The sequence below is a fragment of the Mesorhizobium sp. B2-4-17 genome (genome assembly GCF_006441275.1).
GTDB lineage: Bacteria > Pseudomonadota > Alphaproteobacteria > Rhizobiales > Rhizobiaceae > Mesorhizobium.
Genome location: NZ_VFUX01000005.1, coordinates 143,376 through 164,758, shown reverse-complemented (window position 1 = coordinate 164,758; position 21,383 = coordinate 143,376). Strand labels below are relative to the sequence as shown.

The window sequence follows — 21,383 nt, the reverse complement described above, 5'->3', positions numbered from 1 at the left end:
CCGGATTCCACTTTTGCTGATCGCGCTTGGGTGCTAAACGCGCGCGTTCATATGTCCGCGCCGGATTGCGCCGACGCTCTCGGGAAAGAAAAAATGTCCGCCTTCAAATCCGACTTCCTGCGCACGATGAGCGAGCGCGGCTTTATCCATCAGACCTCGGATGATGCCGGTCTCGACCAGCTTTTCGCCACGGAGACGGTAACGGCCTATATCGGTTTCGATGCGACCGCCAAGAGCTTGCATGCTGGTTCACTCATCCAGATCATGATGCTGCACTGGTTGCAGAAGACCGGTCATCGGCCGATCGCGCTGATGGGTGGCGGCACCTCGATGATCGGCGATCCGTCCTTCAAGGACGAGGCGCGCAAACTTTTGACGCCGCAGGACATTGACGACAACCTGGCCGGCATCCGCCGCAACTTCATGCCATACCTGAAATTCGGCAGTGGTCCCAACGACGCGGTGATGATCAACAACGCCGACTGGCTGATGGAGATCAACTACGTCAATTTCCTGCGCGACGTCGGCCGGCACTTTTCGGTCAACCGCATGCTCGCCTTCGATTCCGTCAAGCTCCGGCTCGATCGCGAGCAGTCGCTGTCGTTCCTCGAATTCAATTACATGATCCTGCAGGCCTATGATTTCGTCGAGCTCTACAAACGTCTCGGCTGCCGCCTGCAGATGGGCGGCTCCGATCAGTGGGGCAATATCATCAACGGTATCGATCTCGGCCGCCGCATGGAGGATGCGCAGCTTTACGCGCTGACGACGCCGCTGCTGACGACCTCGTCCGGCGCCAAGATGGGCAAGTCGGCCTCGGGCGCGGTCTGGCTCGACGCGGAAATGCTGAGCGCCTACGAGTTCTGGCAGTACTGGCGCAACACCGAGGATGCCGACGTTGCCCGTTTCCTGAAACTCTACACGACATTGCCATTGGACGAGGTCGCGCGGCTTGAGCGGCTCAGTGGATCCGAGATCAATGAGGCAAAGAAAATCCTCGCCACCGAAATCACCGCTTTGCTGCACGGTCGCGCCGCCGCGGAACAAGCCGGAGAGACAGCGCGCAAGACGTTCGAGGAAGGCGCGCTCGCCGAAACATTGCCGACCGTGGAGGCCGACAAGGCCGCTCTGGAGGCCGGCGTCGGCATCCTGTCGCTGCTGGTCACGGCTGGGTTGGCTTCGTCCAATGGCGAGGCGCGGCGGCACATCCAGGGTGGCGCCGTGCGCCTGAACGATCAGTCGGTCAGCGATGATCGCCGCATGGTCACGCTTCAGGATTTGAGTCCGGAAAACGTAGTAAAGCTTTCACTGGGCAGGAAAAAACACGTCCTGGTGCGGCCAGTCTGAGGCCCCTCACCGATATTCGAAGATCGACCTGAATATGCCTGGCGCGATCACCGACAACGGATTGACGTCGAGCACCGGCTTGTTGGCGTTGCCCCTCAGCCGGTAGGTGACGCCGATCAGGCCGCGGTCGCGGCCGTTGCCCAGAAGCGCGCCGACGATGGGCAGTTCGCCAAAGATGCGGTTGAGGCCATAGACCGGCATGAAGGTGCCGGTCATGTCCATATTGTTGTTCTGGTCATAAAGGATGCCCTGGAACGTCGTGCCGATGCGCGGGCCGCGCAGCACGCCGTTGGCCAGCTTCAGATAGCCGCTGCCTTTCTCGATCTCGGCATAACCGCGCTCGAACTTGACCCGCGAGGTGTCGAGAGAGCCCTTGACCGCCTGGTTAAGGCTGCGGCTGTCGCCTGCCGGCGTAGTCGAGACGATGGAGGCCAGTTTCGGTTCGTTGACGACGAAGAAGTTGGTGGTGTCGACCTTGCCCTTCATCGGCCCGTCGCTGGCCCCCGTCAGCGCCAGCGTGATCGAGCCACCTTCCATATGCTCGTAGATGTTGAGGAACCTGAGGATCGCGCCGGCGTCCGCCGATTGCACGTTGAGCGCGCGCCGGCCGTCGCCGGTCGTGTTGCTGACCGCTATGGCGGCGCCTGAACTCGCCGTGGCGCTGACCTTGAGGCCGTTCACCCTCGAACCGGCCGCGCTGTAGTCGAGCTTCAGGTTGGACAATTGCTCGTCGTGGAACCCGGTGAGTAGATCGACATCGGCGCTGACCGAAATGGCGTCAGCGCCAGTGGTCTTGGTGGCCGTATCCACATCCGAGGTGAACTGCTTGATCAGCGAGCGGGCGTCCAGGGCGTTGCCGCTGATGTTGACCGCATAGCCCTTGCCCGATCGCTTCACCGAAACCGCGACATCGTCGCCCCTGTTCAAGGTGACCTTGCTGAATTTTGCCGATGACAGGGCGCCGTTGACCAACACGATGCCGCCGTCGATGGAGAATGTCTTGCCGTCGAGGTTGAAGTCGGACAGCGTCGTGGTGTCGCCGGATTTGGTCATGACGAAGGTGACGTTGGCGGGAACCCCTGCCCCCTTGCTCCAGCCGGCCCAGGGAATGTCCAGCCTGGCGTTGGTCAGGTCGGCCGAGACGTTCTGGTTGCCGCTGCCGCTCTTGTCGATCGCGACCTTCACTGTTCCGCCGAGCAGCGGCGTCAGGCCGGGCATGGCGGCGGCCCGGACCTTGTCGTCGAGCACCAGGGCCACCTTGCGGCTGCGCGCCGGCCCATCATCCGCCAGCGGCTCGACGAGATCGAGTTCGGCCGGAATGCCGTTCAGCGACGCCTTGGCGGAAATGACAGCCTTTTCCGGGTCGACCGTGATCGAGCCGTCGGCAGCCGTCACGGTCTGCCCCTCGAACGGCTTGGCCAGAGACAGGCCGGTGTAGTCGAGCGACACCAGCCAATCGAGCTTCGAGGTGTCGACGCCGAATTGCAACGGGATATCCGCCCTGACATGACCGGTGACGCCGCCGGAGAGGTCTTCGGGCAGCAAGCCGACATGGCGCATGGCATTGATCGGTTCGTAGGAGGCAAGTTCGGCGACAGCGGATGCATCGCCGGCAACGTCGATGTCGAGTGCGCCGATGACCGGCGGGCGGTTCGCCGCCTTGATCGTCAGCGTGCCGTTGCGCGCCGCCACGGTGCGGCCGCTGGGCATGAAGACGGTGCCCGAAGAGAGCGCGATATCGACATCATTGCCGTGGAAGCCGACGACGCCCACCGCATCGCGTATCGGCGGAATGCGGCCGGCCGTGTCGAAGCGCGACCCTTCGATCTGGAAGCGGCCGAACACCTCATCCGCCGAAAGCGGCACGCCGTTGCCCAGGCGATCCGGCACGACCTGGAACTGGAGGTTGGCATTGACGACGCGGCCGCCGAACAGATTGTCCAGCACCCAGAGCCGCGCATTGCGCGCCGAAAACCACGGCCAAAGCTGTTTGACGTGAGAGACCGGCATATCGTGGATGTTGAGCGCCAGATTGATTCCGGGAGCCTTGCCGTCGACGAATTCCACGGCCGCGGTGCCGAGCACCTCGCTGGAAGCGGCGGACCGGACGGCGATCTGTTCGGCCACCAATTTGTGGCTTTTCGTCTGATAGACGCCGGCGATGCGGGCGAGGAAGGTCAGTGCGGGCTCGGGTGATTCCGAAGGCGCCAGTGTAGAGCCGTCACTGGTCAGGTCATAGCGGTAGGCTGGCTCCTCGCCCGCGGCGCCAGTCGAGGGCTTAGGCCCGATCGAGCCGGCGAAATCGAAGGTCGAGCGACCGGTCTTGAGCAACAGCCGGTCGACCTGAATCTTGTTGCTGCCGTGGACAAGCGTAGCATCGACATCGAGAGCGGCCGGCAGCAGCCCGCGCGGGCCCAGATCGAGCACCGAGCCGGTGGACGACAGGGACGCCTTCAGCCGCGCGGCGGTGTCGCCCGCCCCTTGCGCTCCCTTGAGCTTCAGAGTGAGCGCGCCCAGCTTGCCACCACCCGCCGCCGCGACTTCGTTGCCGTCGCCGGCAATCCCGATCGTGGCATCCAGTGCCGTTACGCGCCTGGTCATCGCATCGCGTGCCGCGGATGCGGCAATGGTCACCGCCTTGCCGTCCAGATCCACCTGCGACGACAGCTCGATACCGCCAGCCCCGGATTGAACGACGGTGGCGTCGGCCACCTTGATCGACTTGATCGTACCAGCCTCGGGCAAGACGAATTCGACATTGTGAAGATCGATGCGATGCATCGATTCCTCGCGCACCGCATCGAGTGCATTGCCGATGTTGCCGAACACAGCGTCGGACAGTTTTTCCGGGTCGATCAGCCCATCGCCATTGCGCAATTCAGCGGTCCAGTCGCCGCCCGACGGCATCGCCGCCGTGACGATGCGCGCATCGGAGATCCTGGCGCTGGTCAGCCGCACCTCACCCCATAGCAGCGGCACAAGGCGAACGCCGAAGCGCACGCGTCCCGCGTCGGCCATGGCGTTGCCGTCGCTGGTCTTCAGGCTGACATCGCTCACCTGGAGAGCGATGAAGCTCGAACCGTCGAGCGTGATGCGAGCAGGCCCGATCGCGACATGGACATCGACGCCCGCCAGCCTCTCGATGGCGCTCTCCGCCTCGATGCGCAGCCGGTCTGCCCCGATGCCGGAAAGGCCTATGAGATAAACGCCCACCGCAGCCAGCAGCATGAGCGCGACCACGCCGGCGAACACGCGCGAAAGGATGCGGAAGCCGCGGCCGATCGACGCCTGGCCGAGCGGCGGAACGCGGCACGCGGACGGCATGGCCCCCAGGTCGGTGATTTCATCCCGCCGGAACCTGATCTTTTCGTGCTGCGGTTGCTCCTGATCCACGCAATCTTCCGTTGTACGAATTCGCTCGTGGACGAATCCCCGGTCGACACTATATCGGTGTGGCTTCGCGCGTAACCTCAAACAAGGGCATCGGTATGGCTGACCTCGACGTGGGTGATCTTGCGCCGCAATTCGACCTGCCGCGGGATGGTGGCGGCTCGCTCAGCCTTGCCGCATCCGCCGGCAAGCCGGTGGTGCTCTATTTCTATCCGCAGGACGACACGACGAGTTGCACGCAGGAAGCAATCAGCTTTTCACAGCTGAAACCGGAATTCGAGAAGGCCGGCGCCGTCGTGATCGGCCTGTCGCCCGACCCCGTCAGGAAGCACGACAAGTTCAAGTCGAAATACAACCTCACCATCGACCTCGCCGCCGACGAGGAGCGCAAGGTGATCGAGGCCTACCATCTGTGGGTCGAAAAATCGATGTATGGCCGCAAATACATGGGCGTCGAGCGCGCGACGTTCCTGATCGGCCGCGACGGCCGGATCGCCCGGATCTGGCGCAAGGTCCGGGTCAAGGACCATGCCGAGGAAGTGCTCGCGGCGGTTCGCGCCCTTTGAGCGCGGCGATGCCACGTTCACACGAGCCGGCCTTACTCGTCGGGTGTTTCCGCCTTCGGCTGCCGCTGCGGCCGCCAGGATTTCGCAACATGGTTCGCATGATCGGCGAGCGCGGCGAGATGGCCGCGCAGACCGCGCGCGCCCATCATCGACCATAGCGTGACTGATTGCGTGGCGAAGCGGCGCTTGAAGTCCTCGCCGCCGCAGAGAAAGTCAACCTTGGCCAAGCCGCGGTCGAGCGACCACTGGATATAGTCAATCATCAGCACCATACCCGGCGAGGCGCGCTCGTATTCGGGATCGTAGGTGGTGACGAAAGCCATCATCGTGCCGTGCTGCTGGAAATTGATGGAGACGGCGATAATCGTGCCGTCAAGCTCCAGCACGAAGATGCGCAACAGCCCGAGTTCGGCCAGCACGGAAACAAGCGCGGCGAGAACGGGCGAGCCCTCATCGAACAGGTCCGAGACGCGGCCATGCCGGGCGAGCCAGAGGCGCTTCAGCGCCGCAACCCGCGCGAGCACAGGCTCGCGCGGCTCGTCCGCATCCAGCAGGCGGAAACACAATTCGCCGCCTTCCCCCATGAACTTGCGGCCACGACGGTAGTTTTGCCGGGCCTTCTTGGACAGCGTCTCGAACCATTTCACCCCACCCTGCCAGGGACCGGCGACACGGTAGCTGATTTCGCTGCGGTGGTTGGGCCGTAGCGCATTGCCATGGCGCGAGGCCGGGTTCAGCAGAGCACGAACACTGGCATCCGGCAGCAGACGGTTGAGATAGATCAGGTCGAAGCCACCCTGATCAAGAACATACTGCCAGAGCCGGGAGAGCGCTTGCGGGTCGTTGTCGGGAGCAAACAGCGCGTCGCCATAGTCGCTGTGATCCTTCGCCGCCCATTCGAGGATGCGGATGCCGGAGCGCTTGAAAGTGGCAAGCGCAATCACGCCATCGAGCCGGTCGCCGTTCCAGGCCAGTCCGATCCTGAGCGTGCGCAGTTCCTGGTGCGGGGTCGTGCGCCACCAGGCCGCGATCCATTCTGGGTGCTGGAAGACCAGCCCGCCGACGCGCCGCCAAAGTGCGCTCCAGGCCGGCGTGATCTCGGCCAGCCGCTCCGCCGATGTTACGACTTCGAAGGTGCGTGTCGGCGGGATGGCGAGCACGAAAGGAGGAGCGTTCATGGCCGTGTCCCTTCCGATGATCGTGAGGTCCGTGGTTTTCCAGGGCGCATGCGCCTGGCGATATGCCTCCACATCCGCTTCAGCGGCATGACATAGAGGCCTGCGAGCGACTGATAATCGCGCACATCGCGGTCGATCAGTCCGAACTTGAAGTCCTCGTCGGGCTTCGGCACGTACAATGTTCCGAACAGCCGGTCCCAGAACGAGAACAGCAGGCCGAAATTCTTGTCGTAGTGGCGTGGATCGGTGCTGTGATGCAACTGGTGCCAATGAGGACACAGGATCACATTGTTGAGCGGGCCGAACGAGATCTTGAAATGCGTGTGCCTTACGAAATCCATCATCAGGATGTTGCGCATGACATAGACGTTCACGCCAAAGACGGTCAGTTCGACAAGGTTCAGCGAGATCAGCGACCAGATGCCGAAGCAGACTCCCACGATGAGGCCGTCCCAAGCCCGATTCATCAGCTCGTCGAGCGGGTGGACCCGGTCCTTGGTGATCCCGACCATCACCTCGGCCGAGTGATGCACCTTGTGCAACTCCCAAAGCAGCGGATAGCGATGCTGGGCAACGTGATAGAGATAATAGGAAATGTCATAGGCAAGCAGCATGGTGATGGTGAAGATCAGCACCGTCACCGGCCCCGCCGGCCCCTCGACCAGAGGCGGCTGGAATTGGAAGAGTGTCGAAAACAGCCAGTTGGTTGCGTAGCCAACCGCAGTGACGAAGACAATGCCGGCAGGCAGCATCAGGAAGGGCATCAGGGCCTTCTTCGTCACCCAGAAAAGCAGATCGGCCTTCGCCGAGGGATGGGTGATGACCTCGTGCGGGATGACGAACTCGAAAAACTCCTTCCAGCTCTTATTCTCGACCGTGCGCCAATAGGCCACGAGCGCACTGACCAAGGCAGTCAGCAGCAAAAGCCCCGTCGCCAGCAGACCAGTGCCCGAAATCCTGTCGAGGATCTTGCCAACCAGATCGCTCAGTATTCCCACCGCCATGATGAATCCCAAATCCCGGCACGCTTTTACTCGAAAACCGTGAACTAAAAGCAATCGAAAACAGTTAAGAAACTAACCCCTATCGCGCGAGCGACAGTCGCTTCTTCCTGCCAGCACATTGGTGCCGATCGCCAGGATTTCGCGACACCGGAGCCTCAAGTTGGCGGTCTTCATGCAACCTTCCGCCCGCGCGGCGTGCATTCGTTGCCACGCATTCGATCCGGCAAGCCTTTGTTAACCCTAATAATGTGTAATCCAGCTGTCGTGGTGTCGTAGACGAAAGCTTGGTCCCGTGAACGCAACCGGTCAGTCCGCAATGTTCGGCAAGCGCAAGGAACCGCACACGGTCATCATCGCCCGGGGCAATGAGATCAGGCACTTCACGATCCGACCCTGGCTCGCGGCATTCATCGGTTCCGCGCTGGCCGCCATCGCCATCGGTTACCTCCTGGCCACGTCCTATCTCGTGCTGCGCGACGACCTGATCGGCGCCACCACCGCGCGCCAGGCGCGCATGCAGCAAGCCTACGAAGACCGCATTTCGGCGCTTCGTGCGCAGGTCGACCGCATCACCAGCCGGCAGCTTCTCGACCAGCAATTGATGGAGACCAAGGTCAGCGAACTGCTTGAACGCCAGACGCAGCTCAGCCAGCGTCACGGCCGTCTCGGTCCGCTGCTCGAACGCGCCGAGAACGAGGTCGGAGCGGTGCCCGCCGAGGATCCGGCAACGGCTGCCAAGACTGACAAGCGCGCCGAGGTGACCGGCAGCATCAACCAGCCGGCGCGGAATTATGCGGTCGCCAGCCTGAGCGCCGACCTGGGCGCTGCCGATACGAGGCCGTTCTCCCTGTGGTCGACCCGCACCGATCCGCTGCCCAGCGATTCAGCCGCCGATCGTGCCGACAAGCTGTTCGTCTCGATCAACCAGTCGCTGAAATCCATCGAGAACGACCAACTCACCCGCATCAGCACGCTCGCGGACAATGCCTATAAAAGCGCCGATGCCATCCAGCAGGCGCTGCAGGCGGCCGGACTGCCGGTCGACAACGATTTCGGCAAGAACGAAAGCGATGTCGGCGGACCGCTGATCCCGCTCGACAGTTCAATGATGTTCGACAGCAAGGTCAAAGAACTGGACGAAGCGCTGGACACGCTTGATCATCTCAAGAAGGAAGCGCGCCAGCTGCCGCTTGCCAATCCCGCTCCCGGCCATTCCGTCACCAGCCCGTTCGGAGTGCGCACCGATCCCATCCTCGGCACCGCCGCGCTGCATTCGGGCATGGATTTCAGGGCGCCCATCGGCATGGTCGCCCGGGTCACCGCGCCCGGTGTCGTCACCAAGGCCGGCTGGAACGGCGGTTATGGCCGCATGGTGGAAGTCGATCACGGCAACGGTTTTGCGACCCGTTACGGGCATCTGAGCGAAATCGACGTCAGCGTAGGCCAGAAACTTGACGCAGGCGCCATCATCGGCAAGACGGGCAGCAGCGGCCGCTCGACCGGCCCGCACCTGCACTATGAAGTCCGCCACAATGGCGAGGCGATCGATCCTCTGCGCTTTCTCACAGTCGGCAAGAAGGTCGCACAGTTTCTCTGAGGCGCTGGTCTGTTCGTCCGCCTGGGAATTCAGAACAGTCTGCCCCGCTCCGCGGCCAATCCGGCGAGCCGGCTACTCCTCATCCATGCGGCCTCCGTTTCGACCGACCGACGGACGACTGGCCCCACGACCATGCCAGTATCGTCAACCCTCACTGCGACCGCGCCCCGGTGAACATGCATTTCATCGGTGTTGCGATCGAACTATTTTTGAATTCCATTTGACTGAATAAATCTTTGGTGCGAACCTTGCGTCAACCGAGGGCGCAAGCATGGCATTGCGGGGGACCAATCAGGAGTTCGGGCGGCCTTACAACCGGCGCATCGTGCTGGAGTCCATCCGCCGGCACGGTCCCATTGCGCGTGGCGACATCGCCACACATGTCGGCCTCACCGTCCAGACGGTGTCGACCATCGTTCGCGAACTGGAGGAACAGGGCTATATCCTGTCCCTGCGCGAGGAGCCCAAGGGACGCGGGCTGCCTCCGGCGACGCTGCGCATCAACCCGGAAGGTGGCTATGCCGTCGGCATCCACCTGACGCCGCTCGGCATCGATGCCGCTCTGACCAACTTGAGCGGCGACGTGGTCGAAAGCACCTACCGCGAAGCCCCCAATGTGACGCCGGACCATGCCTTCGACCTGATCGGCGCAATGGTGGTCGAATTGACCAGATTGCGGGTCGGCGGACGGGTTCTGGGGGTCGGCATGGCGCTGCCTGGGCCGTTCGGTGTGGAATCCATGAGTTTTGTCGGCCCGACCACCATGACCGGCTGGAAGGACGTGGCGCTGCGCGAGCGGCTGGCGGCCTCGACCGGGCTGCCGGCCTTCTTTGAGACCGACATGGCGGCTGCCGCGATGGGCGAGCGTCTCTACGGGCTCGGCGCTCAATTCTCCGAATATTACTACCTCTATTTCGGCGTCGGCCTTGGCGGCGTCATGGTCCATGACGGCGGCGCGCTGCGCGGCGCCTGGGGAAATGCCGGCGAGATCGGCCATATCCCGGTCGTTCCCGGTGGCGAGGCTTGCCCCTGCGGCAACCGGGGTTGCCTCGAACGATACCTCTCGCTCGAGGCGCTCCGGCGCTGGAACGGCAGCGAGGCCGATTGGGTCGCGCATGTCGCGCCGATCTTTCACAATGCCATTGCCATCATCGAGAACCTGTTCGACCCTGAAACGGTTATCCTCGGCGGGCTGGCGTCCACGGATCTGCTCGAGCGGCTGGCTGGTTCCACCAACGGCCTGCACAACTCCGTTTCCGCGCGCAAGGACCGGACGACGCCGCGGGTCATGGTCGCGCGCGGCGGTCAACATTCGGTGCTGCGCGGCGCCGCCGCCCTCGCGGTTTCCGGAGTGCTTTCCCCCCGCTTCGGCCAGATGTTCGCGGCCGAGCGAGAACGCGGTCGCGATCTTCTGACAGCAAAGGAGATCGCGGCATGAGCGAACCCCTGCTGGTGCTCGACAACGTCACCAAGAATTATGGCGCGATCGAAGCGCTGAAGGGGATCAGCTTTTCCATCGGCAAAGGCGAAGTGGTGGCGCTGCTCGGCGACAATGGCGCCGGCAAATCGACGCTGGTCAAGATCATATCAGGCGGACTGGAGCCGACCTCGGGCCGCATGCTGTTCGAGGGCAAGGAGTTTCTTGCAAGGTCCCCGGCGGAAGCCAAGACGGCGGGCATCGAGACCGTCTACCAGGATCTGTCGCTGTGCACCAATGTCGATGTGGTGGCGAATTTCTTCATGGGCCGCGAGATCACCAGGAAGGTGCTTGGCATTCCCGTGCTCGACGAGCGTGCCATGGAGGCCGTCGTCGGGAAGGCGCTGGCCAGCGCCGGCACCCGCATTCCATCATTGCGCACCAATGTCGAGCATCTCTCGGGCGGCCAGCGGCAGGCCATCGAGCTCAACCGGTTCGTGCACTGGGGTGGCAAGCTGGTGCTGCTCGACGAGCCCTTCGCCGCCCTTGGCGTCGAGCAGACGCGGCGCGGCCTCGACATGATCCGCCAGGTGGCGAGCCAGGGCATCGGAGTCGTCATCATCACCCATATCATGCAGCAAGCCTTTCAGGTCGCCGACCGGATCGTGGTGATCCGGCAAGGTGTCGTGGCCGGCGATGTCGCCAGAAACAAAACAAGTCCCGATGCGGTGATCAACATGATCACCGGGGAGACGCTTGCCGGTGCCGGACCGACAGGCTGAGGGATAAAGAGGGGTCCGGCTTAACAGGGAGCCAATGACATGAAGAGAATACTTCTTGCTGTCTTCGGTATCCTGGCACTGGCCTTTGCCACGCTCACGCCGGCATTCGCCCAGTCCAAGGGTACCGTCTACTATTTGGTGCCGACTTTGCTGGATGAATTCCAGACCGGCTCCGTGACCGCGCTGGAACTGTTCCTGAAACAGGTCGGCTATGAGATGAAAACGCTGAACGCCGACAACAAGACCGACGCGCAGCAGTCGCAGATGAACGACGTCATCGCACTGAAGCCGAAGGCGATCATTCTGGCCGCCGTCGATTTCAACGCGCTGAAGCCATCCATCGAGGCGGCGCGCGCCGCCGGCATCCCGGTGGTCGAGTTCGACCGCCAGATCACGTCGACGCCTTCCGACTTCACCTCGGTGGCGGGCACCGTCGAGATCGGCCATATCGCCGCCGACCAGGCCGAGAAGCTGCTGAAGGCGAAGAACGGATCGGTGAAGGGCAAGGTCCTGCAGGTGCTCGGCGATCCCGGCGATCCCTATACGCTCGACATCCAGAAGGGCTTTGAGGAGAAGATGAAGGCGTTCCCGGACGTCAAGATCATCTCGCTCCCGGCCATGCAGTGGGAGGCGAGCAATGCCGGAACCATCGTCGCCGACCAGATGCTGGCCAATCCCGACATCGACCTGATCTTCAGCCACGCCGCGCATCTATCGGTCGCCGCCGTCGCCTCGCTCGAGGCCGCCGGCAAGAAGCCCGGCGACGTCATGCTGATGAGCTCGAACGGCGCGCCGGTCGGCCTCGACCTGATCCGCAAGGGCTGGCTCAACGTCGAAGTCGAGCAGCCGCTCTACGCGCAGGCGGCGGCGGTCGCCATGTTCATGGACAAGGTCGCCAACAAGCAGGAGATCAAGCCCGGCGACTATGACGTTCTCGGGCTGAAGTCGGTCGTGACCAAGGAAGCCTGGGGACCGAACATCAAGATCCCGGGTGCCGCCATCACCAAGGAAAACGTCGACAATCCGGCCTTCTGGGGCAACCAGAAGGCGCCGACGGATACCGTCAAGGCCGTCGAATAGGTGAGATGACGAAACGCTCCGGGTCAACGGCCCGGAGCACCTCCCCGCAACTTCAATCCGTGCACGGTCCCGATTGAAATTTGGGGCCATGCCGCCAGCCGGATCATGCCATGAACCCCCGCACACGCCATGCCCTGGAGTTCGTCCTCGACAACCTTGTCTGGTTCATGCTGGTCTTCGTGCTGGTGGTGTTTTCCATCTTCGTCCCGAACTATTTCCAACTCGGCATCTTCGCCAATATCATCGAAGCCTCGAGCGTGCTGGGCGTCATGTCGATCGGACTGGCGCTGGTCATCATCGCCGGCCATATGGATCTGTCGGTCGAATCTGTTGCCGCGCTCAGCGCCATGGTGGTTGGCATCCTGTTCTGCTCATCGGGCATCGGCCTTGGCATTCAATTGCACCCGGAATGGCTGATGGTTCCGGTGTCGCTGCTACTGGCGCTGGCCGTCGGCGGCCTCATCGGCGCCTTCAACGGGTTGCTCGTCGTCAAGGTCAAGATGAGCGCCTTCATCATCACGCTGGCGTCCTACATCTGGGTGCGCGGCCTGGTGCTGGTCATTTCGGGCGGCCGCTCGGCGCAGGATCTGGCGCCTTCCATCCGCTGGTTCGGTATCCAGCGGCTGATCGGCCTGCCGCTCACCGCCTGGATCGCCATTGCCTGTTTCGTCGTCTTCTCGCTGATCATGGCCAAGACGCCCTTCGGTCGGCACCTGGTGATGATCGGCGGCAACGAAACCGCTACCTTCCGCGCCGGCATCCGGGTGAATCGCAACCTCATCATCGCCTTCGTGCTCGCCGGCGCCATCGCCGGGCTCGCCGGCTGGCTGCTGGCGATCCGCACCTCGGGCGCCACCGCCAATCTTGGCGTTGGCCTGTTGTTCAATGCCTTTGCCGCGGTCGTCATCGGCGGCGTCAGCCTGAAAGGCGGCGTCGGCACCCTGCCCGGCGTCTATGCCGGCGTGCTTCTGCTCTCGGCCATCAACACCGCTATCAATCTGATGGGACTGCCGGCCAACTTCACCCAGGTCATCCACGGCCTATTGGTGCTTGCCGCCGTGCTGCTCGACGCATTCAAGCAAACCATTCGCCAAAGACTGGCATGACAGGACGGCTCGCATGACCGGACGACTGAAAGACAAGGTGGCGCTGATCATCGGCAGCGCGCGCGGCATCGGCAAGGGTATCGCGCTGCGCTTCGCCGAAGAAGGGGCAAGGCTGGTGCTCGCCGACACCGAGACCGAGGCCGGGCAAGCGACGGCGAATGAGCTCGGAGCCCCTTTCGTCCGCACCGATATCTCGCAAATGCGCGATGCCGAGGCGGCCGTGGCTCTGGCGCTGGAGCGCCACGGCCGCCTTGACATCATCGTCCAGAATGCCGGCATCTATCCCTGGCAGTTGATCGAAAACACCAGCGCCGACGACTGGGACCGCGTCATGGCCGTCAATTTGCGCGGCACCTTCAATGCCAGCCGCGCGGCCCTGGTGCCGATGAAGGCGCAGCGCTTCGGCCGCATGCTCTACACCTCATCGATCACCGGCCCGCATGTCACCAGTCCAGGCCATGGTCACTATTCGGCCAGCAAGGCAGGAATCAACGGCTTCATCCGCGCCGCCGCGCTCGAATTCTCCGGCTACGGCATCACCGTCAACGGCGTCGAACCGGGGAACATCCTCACCGAAGCCATCCAGCAGCACCGTGGCGCCGCCTATATCAAGAACATGGAGGATTCCATCCCGCTCGGTCGGCTCGGCAGCCCGCGCGACGTCGCCAATGCCTTCCTGTTCCTCGCCTCGGACGATGCCAGCTACATCACCGGCACGACCATTGTCGTCGATGGCGGGCAGCTGTTGCCGGAGGGTAAGGATTTTCGGATGGCGCCGCCATGATCGGTGTAAGTTTATGGAGGATTTATGAGAAAGCAACTGGCCTCAGAGAGAACCTGAGCCGAACTTTCATGGAAAGTTCCTGACATTCAACGTCGACATTTCTCCCAAGCCAAGGGCTTGTTACCCCTAGGAGAAATGGCGCGAGTGACGGGGCTCGAACCCGCGACCTCCGGCGTGACAGGCCGGCACTCTAACCAACTGAGCTACACCCGCGCATTGACGAGCACGTGTCAGCCGTGTTCGTCGTTGGGGCGCTGGATAAGGGGTTCGCCACCGGGTGTCAAGCGCACCAAACCATCATAACAGCAAACTGGAGAAGGTTTTTTGACAGCCGGCGTTTTGTTCGCAAATACGGCCTGCGATCAGGGCGTTGAATGTCATTTGGCCTTGCGAAGCCGGTCCCGACCGCTTAAAGGTCCGGCCCGGAGCGGGCGATTAGCTCAGTTGGTAGAGCGCTTCGTTTACACCGAAGATGTCGGCGGTTCGAGCCCGTCATCGCCCACCATTCAAGCCTTCAAACTTCTTTAACCTTCGCCAGCAGCGCCTCGACCTCCTGCAGTGCCGGCATCGACGGCGCCGTGCCGGGTCGCGTCACCGAAATGCCGGCGACGGCACAGGCGAATCGCACCGCTTCCAGCGGCTCCACGCCTCGCGACAGCGCGGCGGCAAGGCCACCGTTGAAGGCGTCCCCCGCCCCCGTGGTTTCGACCACTGGACCTGCGTTGATCGCCAGGATGTGCTCGGAGCGATTCTTCGTGTGCAGCAACGCGCCCTTGTCGCCCAGCGTGACGATGACCGTGCCGACACCTTTTTCGAGCAGCTTTCCGGCGGCGGCGCGGGCGTCGTCGACCGAGGAGACCTTCATTCCGGTCAGTTCCTCGGTCTCTGTCTCGTTGGGCGTGAGATAGTCGCAGAGCGCATAGATGCTGTCGGGAAGCTTGGCGGCGGGGGCGGGATTGAGGATGGTCGTCACCCCTGCCCCGCGCGCGATCTCCAGTGCCCGCATCGCGGCATCGATCGGCTGTTCGAGCTGGGTGACAAAAACGCCGGAGCCACCGACCAGGGCGGCATTGGCCTCGATGTCACCGGGCGAGATCAACATGGCGGCGCCAGGGCTGACGATGATGGCGTTGTTGCCGCTTCCCTCCTCGACGAAGATGTAGGCGGCGCCCGTGTAGCTGTCCGGCGTGTCGATGACGGCGCTTTTCACACCGGCATCCTTCCAGGTCCGCCTGGCCATGTCGGCGAAGGCATCGACACCAAGCCTTGTCAGAAAGGTGATGTCGGCGCCGAGCTTGCCGGCAGCCACGGCCTGGTTCGATCCCTTACCGCCCGGCCCAAGCTTGAAGGAGTTGCCGAGGATCGTTTCGCCCATGCGGGGCTGGCGATCGGCGCGATAGGCGGTGTCGGCGACAAAGACACCGAGGATGATGATCGGCGTGCCCGAAGCCATGCCGCTACTCCGCATCCGGCGGCACAACGCCCTTGCGGAAGGCGAAGCAGCCATAGAAGCGGCGCTCGCCGGTCTGGATGACGCAATAGGCCTGCTTGGCGCGCTCGTAGAAGGCGTAGCGCTCGACCGGCAGCATCGGCCAGGATTTGCCCTCGGCCTCGTCGATCTCCTTTTGCACCTCTTTCTGCACCGGCGGAATCTCGTCCGGCTTGCCGACGATCTCCATGCGGGCGGCGGAATCGTCGACGAACGTGTCCAGCGGGTAGAGCGACAGCACCGCCTTGACCACTTGCGCCGCCGACGCTTCGATGCGCAGCAGCCGGCCGAGCGCCGTCTGGCGTGCCACCGAATCGGACGGGAAGTTGGTATCGGCGATGATCAGGTCATCGCCATGGCCCATTGCCCGCAATGCCTGGAGCACATCGGCATTGAGCAGCGGATCGATCCCTTTGAGCATGATGGTCCTCGTGAACTCCGTTTAAGATCAGAGACGCGTGCCGGTCTCGGCGTCGAACAGATGGATGTGGTCCAGCCTTGGCCGGAGCTTTAACGTATCGCCGGGCCTGAAGTCATGGCGCTCGCGAAACAGCGCCACCATCTCGCCTTCGCCGAAGCGGAGAAACACCAGCGTCTCCGAGCCGGTCGGCTCGACCACCGAAATCTTCGCCGGCACGCCGTCGGGGTGGATTTCGAGATGTTCGGGCCGCACGCCGTAGACGACGCCACGCCCCTCCTCGACGACATTGTTGGGAACCAGCGGGAACATCGTTCCGGCAATGTCGACGCCGCCCTTGCGCATGACGCCCTTGAGCAGGTTCATCGAAGGTGAGCCGATGAAGCCGGCGACGAACAGGTTCGCCGGCCGGTCGAACAGATCCAGCGGCGCGCCGACCTGCTCGATGTGGCCATCGCGCATGACGACGATCTTGTCGGCCATGGTCATGGCCTCGATCTGGTCGTGGGTGACGTAGATGGTGGTGGTCTTCAGCCGCTGGTGCAGTTCCTTGATCTCGGTGCGCATCTGCACGCGCAGCTTGGCGTCGAGATTGGAGAGCGGCTCGTCGAACAGGAACACCTGCGGGTCGCGCACGATGGCGCGGCCCATGGCCACGCGCTGGCGCTGACCGCCGGAAAGCTGCCGGGGGTAGCGCTTCAGGTAAGGGTTGAGGTCGAGGATGTCGGCGGCCCGCTTGACCCGCTCGGCGACCACGGCCGGATCGGTTTTCCGCAATTTGAGGGCAAACGCCATGTTCTGCTCCACAGTCTTGTGCGGATAGAGCGCATAGTTCTGGAACACCATGGCGATGTCGCGTTTTGCCGGCGGCAGATGATTGACGACGCGGTCGCCGATCGCGATCGTGCCGCCCGAGACGGTCTCCAGCCCGGCCACCATTCTGAGCAATGTCGACTTGCCGCAACCCGAGGGACCGACCAGCACCACGAACTGACCATCCGAAATATCGACGCTGACTTCGTGCAGAACCTTGACGGTTCCAAATGCCTTGGCCACTTTGCTGATTGTGACTTGAGCCATATCTCCCCCATCGGCTCCACTGGCCGTAGGCGCAGAAGCTAACCAACGCGACCTGCCAGGGCAAGTCGGTCTCTTATAGATAAAAACCTGTTCTCGTTGACACGGCGTTTGGTTGTGAGAATAGTGATGGGCGCTGGTCCGAACGCTGGTTTCCCGAACCGCAAAATCGGAATTTCAATCGAGCAGGTGGGGGCCTGCGTATTTCGTTTCCGAGCCGGGAGAATCGTTGGCGCTCCAATGCCTGAGAAGTTTGGCTACATCCGTTCACGCAGATATTCTGGGAGGAATAATCGATGAGAATAGCTCTTTACGAAAAACTGGTCAGCGCTGGTGCGACCAGGCGTGACATATTGAAGGGCGCTGCCAGCATGGCGGCGATCGCGGCGGCATCCGGTGCAGGGCTCGGCGCCTTGACGCGCCCTGCCTCCGCGGCAAGCGAACTTCGTGCGAAAATCCTGCAGATTCCCGGCGTTGGCAAAGGCCAGCCGACCGATGCCGATTTCCAGAAGGTCGGCGAGCTCTGCCTCGACGCGACCAAGGCAAATGTCAAGCAAGGCGAGTTCGCCGGCGTCGAGCTGACATTCATGGGTCTCAACAACCAGAACCTGCACAATGTGCTGTTCCGCGGCTTCCTGAAGCCGTGGGAGGCCTATACGGGCGCCAAGATCAGCTGGATCGACCTGGCGCAGGCTGATTACAACGCCCGCCTGCAGCAGTCGATCGCCACCGGCACCGTCGACTTCGACATCATCGAGATGGGCGCGCCCTTCGAAGGCGATGTCTGCGGCAAGGGCCTGACGTCGGAGATGCCCGACTGGGTCAAGAAACAGATCGATTTCGACGATCTGGTCAACTATCTGAAGCCGCCGGTCGGCACGTGGGACGGCAAGCAGTATCGCGTGACCATCGATGGCGACACGCACAATTTCAATTACCGCACCGATGTGTTCGCAGACGCGGACCTTGCCAAGCAGTGGAAGGATGGCGGCGGTGAGGGCGAATGGGGCGTGCCGAAAACCTGGCAGCAGGTGCAGGCCGTGACCAAGTTCCTCAAGGGCAAGAAGTTCAAGGGCCAGGATGTCTATGGCTATCTCGATGCACCCAAGCCATGGGGCGGTTTCGGTTTCTACTTCCTGGGCAGCCGCGCCACCGCCTACGCCAAACACCCCGACGACAAGGCCTGGCTGTTCGACGCCGACACGATGAAGCCGCGGATCAACAACCCTGCCTGGGTGCGCGCCATCCAGGACGTGATCGACGCTCTGCCCTCCGAACCCGCCGACCAGATCAACGCCGACCCGAACACAACCGCCTTCCAGCAATTCCTGGCCGGCACGGGCTCGATGATCCCCTGGTGGGGCGACGTCGGCTCGAACGTCAAGACCAATGATTCATCGGTCATCGGCGATGTCACCGGCTTCTCGATCCTGCCGGGCTCCGACGATGTCTACAATTCCAAGACTGGCAAATGGGAAAAGCTGGCCAGCGGTCCGAACTATTCGCCGAACTGCGCCTATCTCGGCTGGGGCGTCTATGTCATGGCCCGCGTCGACAAGGACGAAAAGAAAAAGAAGGCGGCCTGGTCGGCCGCCGCCCATCTCGGCGGCAAGGACCTGTCGATCTGGACGGCAATGTATCCGTCCGGCTTCCAGCCCTACCGCAATTCGCACTTCGACATTCCGGAATGGGTGGCCGCGGGCTACGACGAAGCCTTCATCACCTCCTACCTCAAGTCGGAAGGCGATAGCTACAACCATCCCAACGCGGCGATCGAGCCGCGCATCCCCGGCATCTTCCAGTATTACAGCGCCGCCGAGGACATTTTGGCCAACACCTTCGCCGGCAAGATGAAGGCACAGGAAGGTGCGGATGCCATCGCCGCAGCCTGGGAAAAGCTGACAGACCAGATCGGCCGCGAAAAGCAGATCAAGCTTTATAAGGCTTCGCTCGGCATGGCCTAATGCCCATACACACCATGGTCCGGCGGGCGATCCGCCGGACCATGTCTGACCTCCGGCCATCGCGGAACTTTCTAAAAACGGGCGAGATTTGTGGCTGACCAGACTTCGACCGCACACCAGTGGCCGGCTGACGCCGTCCCTTATGATCTGATCCCGCCGGGCCGCAAACGTCTCGGCTGGGCGCTGATGACAATCGCCACGTTTGGCTTGCTAGCGACCATCGTGGTGCAGATCCTCTACAAGAGCGAAATCGATACGATCGGCTTCGAGACGTGGCGTCCTGTCGTCTATGCCTATGTGTTGTGGGGCGTGGCACTCGGCATCGGCCAGGTTCTGACGCGTGGCGAGGACGGCCAGCGCGCGCTGTTCCTGTTGCCGGCGCTGCTCTTCACCATCGCCATGGTGATCTTCCCGACGCTGTTCGGTTTCTACATAGCGCTCACCGACTGGAATCTCAGTTCCTTCAGTGGCCGCAGGTTCAACGGGCTCGACAATTTCTGGCAGATGCTCGGCGATCCCTACTACCGCAACGCGCTGTTCAACATGGTGCTCTATGTGCTGGCGGTACTGGTCGAATATGTCATCGCCTTCGGGCTGGCGTTGTTGCTCAACGCGCAGATCCGGGCGCGAAAATTCTTCCGCGTCGTCTTCCTGATGCCGCTGATGCTGTCGCCCGTGGCGGTGTCCTGGATGATCGGCAAATCACTCATGGAGTACCGGTTCGGACCGGCGGCAACGCTGGCACGCCATCTCGGCTGGGACAATCCCGCCTTCTTTTCCGACCCGATCACCGCGCGCATCTCGATCATGCTGCTTGATGCCTGGACCTTCATTCCGTTCATGATGATCATGCTGCTCGCCGGCCTGCAGGCAATGTCGCGCGAGGTGCTCGAGGCGGCGCGCGTCGACGGCGCGACCGCATGGCAGACCTTCTGGCAGGTCACCTTCCCGCTGATGCTGCCGGTGTCGGTGACGGCGGTGATCCTGCGCATCATCTTCAAGCTGAAGCTTGCCGACATCATCATCACGGTGACGTCGGGCGGCCCGGGCGGTGCGACCGATTCCGTATCGAGCTTCATCTACCGCGAATACCGCGACCGCTCGAATGTCGGCTACGGCACCATGCTGGCGATGGCCTATCTCGTCATCATCGTCGTGTTCGTGACCTGGCTCTTGAAGCTTGCCAACCGCTTCGTGCGCAACGTCAACTGAGTGGCCGGATCATGAGCGTTCAGACCACCGACTATACCGCCTCCGAAATCCGCTCTCCGGCGAGCTTCATCACCAGCCGCGTCTTCATCTACGGCGCGCTGGTGTTCTGGGCCTTCATCTGCCTGTTCCCGATCTACTGGACGATAACGACCTCGTTCAAATCGGCGGTCGACGTCACGCAAGGGCATCTCATCCCCTTCATAGACTTCCAGCCGGACTGGAAGGGTTGGCGATCGCTTGGCCTGTCGCCGGATTCGATTTCCCAGACCTCCACGGTGCGTGACGAATTCTTCAAGCGCTTCATGAATTCGGTCATCACCTCGGTTGGCGCGTCGAGCCTCGCCATCATCATCGGCAGCCTCGCCGCCTACGGCCTCACGCGCTACCGCTATCGCTTCGCCTGGTTCAAGAACGAGGATATCTCGTTCTTCTTCCTGTCGCAGTTGATCCTGCCGCCTGTGGTGCTCGCCCTGCCCTTCCTGGTCCTCTACCGGGAGGTCGGCCTGCTAGACACGCGCGTCGGGCTGATCCTGCTCTACACGCTGATGGTGCTGCCGATCGTCATCTGGATCATGCGCGACCAGTTCAACTCGATACCGGTCGAACTGGAGGAAGCAGCACTCGTCGATGGCCTGTCGATCTGGGGCGCATTCTTGCGCATCGTCATGCCGATCGCGCTGCCGGGCATGGTCGCCGCCTTCATCCTGGCGATGGTGCTGTGCTGGAACGAGTATTTCTTCGCCGCCCTTTTGACCTCGACCGATGCCAAGACCATCCCGGTGATGGTGGCGAGCCAGACCGGCTCGCAAGGCATCAACTGGTGGTCGATGGCGGCCCTTGCCACCGCGGCCATCGCGCCGCTGGCGGTCATCGGCATCGCGCTGGAACGCTATCTGATCATGGGCATGACGGCAGGAGCCGTGAAGTGACGGCCAAGGAGCGATCCTGACAAATCCATCGCCGACTACCGGG

The 21,383-nt window shown here is 62.5% G+C and carries 17 protein-coding genes and 2 tRNA genes; 12 read left to right on the top strand and 7 right to left on the bottom strand.

Annotated elements, in window-relative coordinates; genetic code table 11:
- Positions 1–93: 93 nt before the first annotated feature.
- Positions 94–1,347 carry a tyrosine--tRNA ligase gene (gene tyrS / locus FJ548_RS06350; RefSeq protein ID WP_140766656.1) on the top strand — a complete coding sequence of 418 codons (1,254 nt, stop codon included), beginning with the start codon at positions 94–96 and terminating at the stop codon, positions 1,345–1,347.
- A 6-nt stretch (positions 1,348–1,353) separates the two neighbouring features.
- On the opposite strand, the gene FJ548_RS06345 is transcribed toward tyrS, so the two are convergent.
- A complete protein-coding gene (locus FJ548_RS06345) occupies positions 1,354–4,740 on the bottom strand; it encodes a DUF3971 domain-containing protein (protein WP_140777355.1) in 3,387 nt (1,128 codons plus the stop codon).
- Between the two features lie 95 nt (positions 4,741–4,835).
- Here FJ548_RS06345 and FJ548_RS06340 point away from each other — a divergent pair, with 95 nt between their 5' ends.
- Complete coding sequence (locus tag FJ548_RS06340; protein WP_140766654.1) at positions 4,836–5,303, top strand: peroxiredoxin; 468 nt, start codon at positions 4,836–4,838, stop codon at positions 5,301–5,303.
- 32 nt (positions 5,304–5,335) lie between these two features.
- Here FJ548_RS06340 and FJ548_RS06335 read toward each other — a convergent pair whose 3' ends face one another.
- On the bottom strand, positions 5,336–6,481 hold the full coding sequence (locus FJ548_RS06335) for a GNAT family N-acetyltransferase (RefSeq protein ID WP_140777353.1): 1,146 nt from the start codon (positions 6,479–6,481) through the stop codon (positions 5,336–5,338).
- Positions 6,478–7,485, bottom strand: a complete 1,008-nt coding sequence (locus FJ548_RS06330; protein WP_181168723.1) for a sterol desaturase family protein — start codon at positions 7,483–7,485, stop codon at positions 6,478–6,480. Before FJ548_RS06330 ends, FJ548_RS06335 begins: the two co-directional genes overlap by 4 nt.
- 292 nt (positions 7,486–7,777) lie before the next feature.
- Here FJ548_RS06330 and FJ548_RS06325 point away from each other — a divergent pair, with 292 nt between their 5' ends.
- The 6 genes from FJ548_RS06325 (at position 7,778) to FJ548_RS06300 (ending at position 14,251) form a co-directional block, all read left to right on the top strand.
- Positions 7,778–9,082 (top strand): M23 family metallopeptidase, encoded by a 1,305-nt coding sequence (locus tag FJ548_RS06325; protein ID WP_140777351.1) that lies wholly within the window; start codon positions 7,778–7,780, stop codon positions 9,080–9,082.
- Positions 9,083–9,353: 271 nt separating this feature from the next.
- Positions 9,354–10,520 (top strand): ROK family transcriptional regulator, encoded by a 1,167-nt coding sequence (locus FJ548_RS06320; RefSeq protein WP_140766651.1) that lies wholly within the window; start codon positions 9,354–9,356, stop codon positions 10,518–10,520.
- The gene (locus FJ548_RS06315) at positions 10,517–11,281 is read left to right on the top strand and encodes an ATP-binding cassette domain-containing protein (RefSeq protein WP_140777349.1); all 765 of its coding nucleotides are present in this window, start codon (positions 10,517–10,519) and stop codon (positions 11,279–11,281) included. Before FJ548_RS06320 ends, FJ548_RS06315 begins: the two co-directional genes overlap by 4 nt.
- Positions 11,282–11,320: 39 nt before the next feature.
- Positions 11,321–12,361: a sugar ABC transporter substrate-binding protein gene (locus tag FJ548_RS06310; RefSeq protein WP_140777347.1), complete on the top strand. Its 1,041-nt coding sequence runs from the start codon at positions 11,321–11,323 to the stop codon at positions 12,359–12,361.
- Positions 12,362–12,471: 110 nt separating this feature from the next.
- On the top strand, positions 12,472–13,467 hold the full coding sequence (locus tag FJ548_RS06305; RefSeq protein WP_140777345.1) for an ABC transporter permease: 996 nt from the start codon (positions 12,472–12,474) through the stop codon (positions 13,465–13,467).
- Between the two features lie 13 nt (positions 13,468–13,480).
- Positions 13,481–14,251, top strand: coding sequence for an SDR family oxidoreductase (locus FJ548_RS06300; protein WP_140777343.1), 771 nt, complete (start codon positions 13,481–13,483; stop codon positions 14,249–14,251).
- 136 nt (positions 14,252–14,387) lie between these two features.
- Here the strand turns inward: FJ548_RS06300 and FJ548_RS06295 are convergent.
- A tRNA-Asp gene (locus tag FJ548_RS06295) sits at positions 14,388–14,464 on the bottom strand.
- A 216-nt stretch (positions 14,465–14,680) separates the two neighbouring features.
- Here FJ548_RS06295 and FJ548_RS06290 point away from each other — a divergent pair.
- Positions 14,681–14,756, top strand: a tRNA-Val gene (locus FJ548_RS06290).
- A 9-nt stretch (positions 14,757–14,765) separates the two neighbouring features.
- Here the strand turns inward: FJ548_RS06290 and rbsK are convergent.
- The 3 genes from rbsK to ugpC are packed head-to-tail and all read right to left on the bottom strand — an operon-like array spanning position 14,766 to position 17,238.
- Positions 14,766–15,704 carry a ribokinase gene (rbsK, locus tag FJ548_RS06285; RefSeq protein ID WP_140692562.1) on the bottom strand — a complete coding sequence of 313 codons (939 nt, stop codon included), beginning with the start codon at positions 15,702–15,704 and terminating at the stop codon, positions 14,766–14,768.
- 4 nt (positions 15,705–15,708) lie between these two features.
- The gene (locus FJ548_RS06280; protein WP_140692565.1) at positions 15,709–16,161 is read right to left on the bottom strand and encodes an RbsD/FucU family protein; all 453 of its coding nucleotides are present in this window, start codon (positions 16,159–16,161) and stop codon (positions 15,709–15,711) included.
- 27 nt (positions 16,162–16,188) lie between these two features.
- Entirely contained in the window at positions 16,189–17,238 is a 1,050-nt protein-coding gene (gene ugpC, locus FJ548_RS06275; RefSeq protein ID WP_140692568.1) for a sn-glycerol-3-phosphate ABC transporter ATP-binding protein UgpC, read from the bottom strand.
- A 293-nt stretch (positions 17,239–17,531) separates the two neighbouring features.
- Between ugpC and FJ548_RS06270 the strand changes: the two genes are divergently transcribed.
- The 3 genes from FJ548_RS06270 to FJ548_RS06260 all read left to right on the top strand — a co-directional run bounded on the left by FJ548_RS06270 (position 17,532) and on the right by FJ548_RS06260 (position 21,340).
- On the top strand, positions 17,532–19,199 hold the full coding sequence (locus tag FJ548_RS06270) for a sugar ABC transporter substrate-binding protein (RefSeq protein WP_140777341.1): 1,668 nt from the start codon (positions 17,532–17,534) through the stop codon (positions 19,197–19,199).
- Between the two features lie 90 nt (positions 19,200–19,289).
- Positions 19,290–20,411, top strand: a complete 1,122-nt coding sequence (locus FJ548_RS06265) for a sugar ABC transporter permease (protein WP_140609473.1) — start codon at positions 19,290–19,292, stop codon at positions 20,409–20,411.
- Between the two features lie 11 nt (positions 20,412–20,422).
- Positions 20,423–21,340, top strand: coding sequence for a carbohydrate ABC transporter permease (locus tag FJ548_RS06260; protein WP_140609475.1), 918 nt, complete (start codon positions 20,423–20,425; stop codon positions 21,338–21,340).
- Positions 21,341–21,383: the final 43 nt, after the last annotated feature.